The sequence below is a fragment of the Providencia sp. PROV122 genome, assembly GCF_028482365.1.
Classification (GTDB): domain Bacteria; phylum Pseudomonadota; class Gammaproteobacteria; order Enterobacterales; family Enterobacteriaceae; genus Providencia; species Providencia stuartii.
This window is the reverse complement of sequence record NZ_JAMPQI010000034.1, coordinates 26,110-32,910: the sequence shown is the minus strand read 5'-3', so window position 1 is coordinate 32,910 and position 6,801 is coordinate 26,110. Positions and strand designations below refer to the sequence as shown.

At 35.0% G+C, this 6,801-nt stretch carries 7 protein-coding genes; 3 read left to right on the top strand and 4 right to left on the bottom strand.

Translation table 11 applies throughout. The features are described from left to right. A partial coding sequence (locus tag PSE69_RS18080) for a hypothetical protein (RefSeq protein WP_272572148.1) occupies positions 1 to 1,335 on the top strand: 1,335 nt, incomplete at its 5' end. A gap of 276 nt (positions 1,336 to 1,611) precedes the next feature. Here the strand turns inward: PSE69_RS18080 and PSE69_RS18075 are convergent. From PSE69_RS18075 to PSE69_RS18065, 3 genes are all read right to left on the bottom strand, one after another. Further along, complete coding sequence (locus tag PSE69_RS18075) at positions 1,612 to 2,436, bottom strand: helix-turn-helix transcriptional regulator (protein ID WP_004921678.1); 825 nt, start codon at positions 2,434 to 2,436, stop codon at positions 1,612 to 1,614. Between the two features lie 931 nt (positions 2,437 to 3,367). Continuing rightward, positions 3,368 to 3,727: a nitrous oxide-stimulated promoter family protein gene (locus tag PSE69_RS18070; RefSeq protein ID WP_004921676.1), complete on the bottom strand. Its 360-nt coding sequence runs from the start codon at positions 3,725 to 3,727 to the stop codon at positions 3,368 to 3,370. 233 nt (positions 3,728 to 3,960) lie between these two features. Further along, positions 3,961 to 4,179, bottom strand: a complete 219-nt coding sequence (locus PSE69_RS18065) for a DUF465 domain-containing protein (protein WP_004921673.1) — start codon at positions 4,177 to 4,179, stop codon at positions 3,961 to 3,963. Between the two features lie 271 nt (positions 4,180 to 4,450). On the opposite strand from PSE69_RS18065, the gene eco reads away from it, so the two are divergent. Continuing rightward, positions 4,451 to 4,927: a serine protease inhibitor ecotin gene (gene eco, locus PSE69_RS18060; protein ID WP_004921671.1), complete on the top strand. Its 477-nt coding sequence runs from the start codon at positions 4,451 to 4,453 to the stop codon at positions 4,925 to 4,927. A gap of 48 nt (positions 4,928 to 4,975) precedes the next feature. On the opposite strand, the gene PSE69_RS18055 is transcribed toward eco, so the two are convergent. After that, positions 4,976 to 5,413, bottom strand: coding sequence for a universal stress protein (locus PSE69_RS18055; protein ID WP_014656379.1), 438 nt, complete (start codon positions 5,411 to 5,413; stop codon positions 4,976 to 4,978). Positions 5,414 to 5,709: 296 nt separating this feature from the next. Here PSE69_RS18055 and PSE69_RS18050 point away from each other — a divergent pair, with 296 nt between their 5' ends. After that, a complete protein-coding gene (locus PSE69_RS18050) occupies positions 5,710 to 6,639 on the top strand; it encodes a cation diffusion facilitator family transporter (RefSeq protein WP_014656378.1) in 930 nt (309 codons plus the stop codon). Positions 6,640 to 6,801: the final 162 nt, after the last annotated feature.

The following is a 6,801-nucleotide window of genomic DNA, read 5'->3' as shown; positions in this document are numbered from 1 at the left end:
AAGCAATATGAAGCAAGTCAGAAAGCCCAGCAGCAGCTACAAGCGAAATTAACGCAGCAAGAAGAAGGCTTCACTACCGCTCAGGCTCAACTGAAAAAAGCGAATACTGATATCGCTCAGTTACAAAAAGAGATTGAGAAGCAGAAGCAGCTAATGACGCAAGCGTCGGATCAGCAAGTGAAATCATTAACGGTTGAGCTTACTCAGCAAGTATCGCTATTAAAATTGCAAGAAGCGGTACTGAAGAAAGCGGAAGAAGATAGCCGAGCGACACGCGAAGCGCTGGCGAAGCAACAGGCCGTAGCGAAACAGTTAGCCGAGCAGAATAAGCAGCTACAAGCGCAGTTAAAAGATAACGAGCAGCAGGCCGCGAAACTGCAAACCGTGTTGACGGCACAAACCGCGCAGACTGAGCAACATAAAGCATTAGAAGCTGAATTGAAAGCTGCTCAAAAACAGTTACAAGCACAAAAAGCGGAAGTTGAAAAACAAGCTAAAGAGCGTGAGCAACAAATTAAACGCCTTGAAACTGATATTACGACTAAAGAGAAAAAAGCGGCTGAAATTGATAAACAGTTAGTCGAGGCGAACAAACAAATCAGTGCATTAAAACTGGATGCTGAGAAGCTAAAAGGAATTGATAATAAATATCAATCTCAGAATACTGAGTTAGAAAAACTGAAAAAACAGTTAGCTGACAGTGCTAATTTGCAAAAAGAGTTAGCAACAGCTAAAGATCAATTGAAGAAACTAGAAGCTGAATTGAAGCAGCAAATGTCATTAACTTCGAATGAAGCGCTTAAAGCTCAGATCATGGAGTTAAATAAAAAAGTCATGCAGCTTCAAGATGAAAATGACAAGTTAAAAGCGAAAATAGCGCCGAGTGGCTCTACATCGATTATGGGAGCACCTAAAAAGCAACTGTCTCAAAAAGAGCTAAAGGCAATTGCTCAAGCGAATGCAAAGCGTAATCAACGTATAATTGAGGAAATCACTAAGCAGAAATACAGTAAGCTTGATAGCTTTACGTATTATAAAATCCTGCAAAAAGGTAAGCCAATTACCAATGTGCAGAAGAAAAATATCACATTTATTATGCGAGAACAGCTTACTGATGGAACTCTGACGGTACTGTATAAGGATCAAGAGCCTGTCACATTGCCTTATAGTGAACTACCCGCACCGTTGAACTCCTTTGTTGAGAAAGCGGGAGAAGGGGGTATGGTTAAGGTTTATATTAAGCCAGAAGGTGGTTATGGTGTCGATGGAATACCTGGGGTCATTCCGCCAAACTCAATGTCGATTATTGATTTGAAAATTATCAGCGCTAAATAACCATAATCAAAAAGTTAAAAAAGGCCGTTTTACTAATTTAGTAAACGGCCTTTTTTGTTATCGTCCCTGCATAAGTACTGAAATTTTTTCCGTTATCCATTATTGAAAAACCACTGAAATAGAGATTAGAACCATCGAATTGAGAGCAATTCAGTTAGGGAAGGGCAGGCGTTTAGCTAATTATTATCTGCCTTTCTGTCAGTATATAGGGCAATGCACACATATCTATAACTGACAGGGCAAATGTATTTTTTAGAAATAATCTAAATCATCACATCAGTGAGTCGGTGATCTTGATTTACTTGGCGTATACCCAAAACGCTTACGATAGCTTTGTGTAAAATAAGATTGACTTGAAAAGCCTGCTTCCATTGATATTTCAACGATACTCATTTGAGTATTTACAAGCAATTGATGTGCATACATAATTCTTTTTTCGCTGATCCATGAACGTGGTGAGGTTGAATAAACCGCATTAAATAGTTCTTTAAAAGTTGTTAAGCCCATACCGAATGTTTTCGCAAAATCAGCCAGCTTCCACTCTTTTAAAAAGTTATTTTCCATGAAATTCTGTAATCGTTCTGCTTGTCGATTACTCAGTTGTCTTAAATTAGCCAGCAGCTTTGAGCCTTGTTCACTATAAGAAAGCAATAAAAGAAACTCAGATATACGTAATGTCACCAGTAATCTAGGGTATTGTTGGTCAACGATGGCTTTAAAGCTATTTTTTAATTCATCAATGAGTGTTGATGTAGTAAACCTAATCACATCATAGCTATTGGTTTCTGTACGTTCAATTTCACTCAATTGGCTGCCATAAAGATTAATGAACTCTCGTAAAAATTGATCTTCTAAGGATATCCAAAGAAATTCACAATCTGACTCATCATCCGTGCTTTTTAAAGCATATGAACCTTGTTTGTGATAAAGAATATCACCACAGTGTAGTGTTTCTATTGATGTAGGGCTTTCCCATATCAAGCTGCCCTTTTCAATAATAATTAATCCTTTTGTAGGTTGGTCGATAATAGAATAAGGGTTCTCTTTATTAACCAAGACTCTTTTTATACGACGGTTAGTTACATTGCTATCATTTTGCATAACGCATCCTGAGTGTTAATTTTTTAATTAAATGTTGAATTTGTTAATGTAAAGTTAAGGTTGAATTCCTTTATCTATTTATTAGATGAACAATAAATTCATCTTTATCTGATTGATTAAAATTATATAAATCAGCCTTTTTTGTGTCACAGATTAATTCTAAATATTAATAAATGTTTCCAAATGCTGATTTTCCGAATTAATATCTTTTTTTGCTCGAAAAAAGTATTGTTAAAGATGTTTTTTAGTTATTTATAACTAGTTAGTTGTTTTTGTATAGTGATTAATACTGATAAATGGTTTTTAGTAGCATAAAAAGTAATCTAATGGTTTTATTCAATTCTGGTGTTTTTTGATCTAGATGGGGTAAGCCACCTTTTTCTGTATATTAGGAGGAAAATATAGTGATAGCTTTTATTGTTATTAATATCGGAAAATATAGTACTGATAAATAAATTTTATGTTTTTATCTGTTAGCCATGTTATCAATTAATTTTGTTACATGTAACGATAATAAATATTTGTCGTAATAACATAAATCACACAATATTTGAGATAGAAATCTCATTTATTAAACATATTTTCTAAAAGTATGGTTTTTGATAGTTCTATAAACATAGATTTTGATTATTAGTTATCATGGGGTACTAATTTTTAGAGAAACGTCACTCAAATGAAATGGATATAAGCTCTGTCGAGGAAGCAACCTATTGACGAGTTAAAAAAGATTTACAAGTGTTTAGGGGGCTAAGCGATAAATGACAATTAGTATGCCATAAATTGATAGGGCAACAGTTGGCGTTAAGAAAGGGGGCTTTTAAGATTATTTAATGATTGTTTCTTTTATTATCATCACACTCATTATCAATATATTTTAGCAAACTAATAAACCCAGCGAACATCACAATGTAAATAAAAAGTTATCTAGAGGTTAATTATCTGTGGATGAATTTCTATTACGTTTTCTTTCAGGGAGTTCAGGAACTGGCTTTCGGTCATCAAGTAAATGTCTGATGGCTAAGATGGGGTGATGGAGTAACATTTTTGGCCCAGCCCAGCGCATTACTATTTTCATTTGTTCTCGCATTTTTGGCTGGTAACAATGTATTGGGCATTGTTTACAAGCAGGCTTTTGCTCTCCATAACGGCATTTTTCGAGCCGATTAATTGCATAGGCATAGAGCTTTTTATATTGTTCTGGCGAATCAGCCGGTGCAGGATGTGCCTTTTCGTAGAGTTGGATCATTTTTTCGATAGTTTTTATTTCCCGTTGGATACGTTTCCCAACCATCTGTGCACCTCAATCTATCTACAATAAATTGCATTTAATATACATGTTATTGGAGGGAATAGAAAGTCAGCATGATAAGAAGATAAACCGAAAATGGCATAAGTAACGACTTATGCCATAATAAACAATAAGATAAAATTAACTAGAAAATGAGTAATATAAATTGTTAATTAAGGTTTAACTAAACCAAAAACAAGATAAAAACTTACTTATTTAGCCTAGTAAATTGAATATTAACCTTTATTTGCCGATTGCATTATTTTTTGCATTTCGTCTTTTATATGCAATTTTTCTTTTTTAAGCTTAGCAACATGCTCATTATAACCAGCACCGGAAGGGCCTTCTAATTTGCTGATCTCTTTATCGAGCTGATGATGTTTTTCATAAAGATTTTGGAAGCGGGGATGAGTAGATATTAACTTTGAAACTAAATCTTGCTCTGTAGATAACATAGTACCTCCTCAGAATGTATTTAAGCCTCATCTCCAGTATAAGCACTGTCTATTATTTATGCATTAAAACAGAGAAGAATTTACATAGTTTTTATCAAATTTATGATCATTCTACTAAAATTAGCTATGATGGGATTGAATTAGATAGTTATATTTTCTTATTTTTGAAATTAAGAATTATCCATGGTGTAAATTGTAGTATTTTTCACTTACTCTAGGTAAAAAGATTTCTATTTTTTATTAATATGATTGCATTTGATAGGATTTTATCATGAAAAAAGCGATTTTATCTGTAATGGCAGTAGCCTTAGTATCGTCTTGCGCAATGGCGACAGGGGAGTTAGAAAAGATCGCACCTTATCCTAAAGCAGAAAATGGCATGACACGTCATGTGATCCAGTTGGCAGCAAAACCGAATGAAGATAATTATCAGGTTGAGCTTGTGATCGGTAAAACCATTAAAGCAGATTGTAACCGTCAATGGTTTATGGGCGATCTAGAAGAAAAAACACTGGAAGGTTGGGGCTATAGTTATTATCAGTTAGAAGATGTTAAAGGGCCCGCTTCAACGATGATGGCATGTTCAGAGCCTGCAAAAGAACGTTTTGTGACTACGCAACTTGGTGATGATGCTTTTGTTCGTTATAACAGCAAATTGCCTATTGTAGTTTACGCTCCGAAAGATATGGATGTGAAATATCGTATTTGGTCAACGGATGATCAACTGCTCGATTCGGTCAAGAAATAACATATCCTATAAGTGCCACGGTTAATGCTGTGGCACTTTCCTTTATGGCTATCTAATAACTAAGACAGATGTTTTTGCATGGCGTACGATAGTTGATGCCGTAGAGCCTAATAAATAGGTGGAGGCACTTGGACGATGAGAGCCGAGTACAATTAAGCTCGCACCGATATCATCGGCATAACTGAGTATTTCGTCTTTGGCGGAGCCAATGCCAATTTTGCAGGTAATTCTTTCACCGGCGATATTAATATCTTTGATCACGTCTTCTAATGCTTTCAGAGCAAGCACGGAGCGTTCTGCCGAGTTTTTATGACTTTCAGGTAAGATAGTCACTTCAATACCAAAAAATAGCTCAGCGCTTGGGATCACAGATAAAAAATGAATTTCTGGTGAGCCTAATTTTGCTAGTTCTTCGATATGTTTAATGATCTGTGGATTAAGTGAGTCTTCTAATAGGTCGATAGGAACTAAAATTTTATTATACATAACCACCTCATTCATATGTTTATTCAAGCCATTATAGCAGTTAAGATTTAATATAGTATAAAGGATTTAACTTTTGTTAAATCAATGTAATTTAAACAAAAAAACTATCATTTTCTGCTATTCAATTTAATACAAAAATAATAAAAATAACGATTATCATTCAATTCGATAGACTACAATTAAATAACAAGACTTTTCTTTAATTATATGTCAGTATTTACAGTGGATTTCATAACTAATTGATTTAAAAAGTTTAATTAAATGATAATTATTTTGCTTTTCATTAAGAATATATTATGGACAAAGAGAAAATATTAAATACGACAGGTGATGAGCTTACTCTTCAGCAGAAAAAGTTTCATGCAGCTAAAAAAAGCACCTTAGTCAGTGTCATTGTGAATATGGTGCTTTCTATATGGCAGATTATCATTGGTTTTATTTCTCATTCTCAAGGGTTAATTGCCGACGGTATTCATACATTATCAGATCTCGTTGCTGACTTTGTTGTATTAATTGCCAATAAAAAGAGTCATAAAAAGCCTGATGAAGACCATCCTTATGGCCATTTTCGATATGAAAATGGTGCTTCATTGATCTTAGGGATTATTTTATTGATTGTTGGCGTTGGCATGATTTGGTCGGCAGTACAAAAAATGCTTGACCCTGATTTAATCCAAGAAGTTCACACGATTGCTCTCGTCGCAGCATTGGTCTCGTTGGTGGCGAAAGAAGGGCTTTTCCGCTATATGTTAAAAGTTGCCAATCAGGTCAACTCCAGCATGTTGGTTGCGAATGCTTGGCACGCTCGTTCAGATGCGGCATCTTCACTGGTTGTCGCGATTGGGATTATTGGTAGCTTATGTGGTTTGAAAATTTTTGACCCTATCGCGGCATTAATTGTGGGTACTTTTGTTTTCCGCATGGGCTATAAATTTACTTATCAATCAATGCAAGATCTGATGGATAAAGGTGCTGATGAAGAAACATTGCAAGAAATTCGTACTGTGCTTGAAAACATTGAGGGGATCAAAGGGTTTCACGATTTGAAAACACGTAAATCGGGCGATTTCTATTTAGTTGATGTTCATTTAGAGGTCGATGGTGATATGTCGATTGTGGCAGGCCATGAAATTGCGGTAAATGTACGTGATAAATTAATGGAAAACCCGCAAATCCTCAATGTCATGACTCACTTAGATCCATACGATAAAGAATGTATTCATTAGTTGAAAATCGCCAATAGAAAAATAACCGAAAGGGCCTCGCTTTCGGTTTTTTCTTCAAACTATCTTCCTGATTAAGCCTCTTTATATCTCAATCGTGCTTTATTTCACAAACTGTTTCACTATGTGGCCGGTGTTGAACATATTGAAAATGCATTGCTCTTC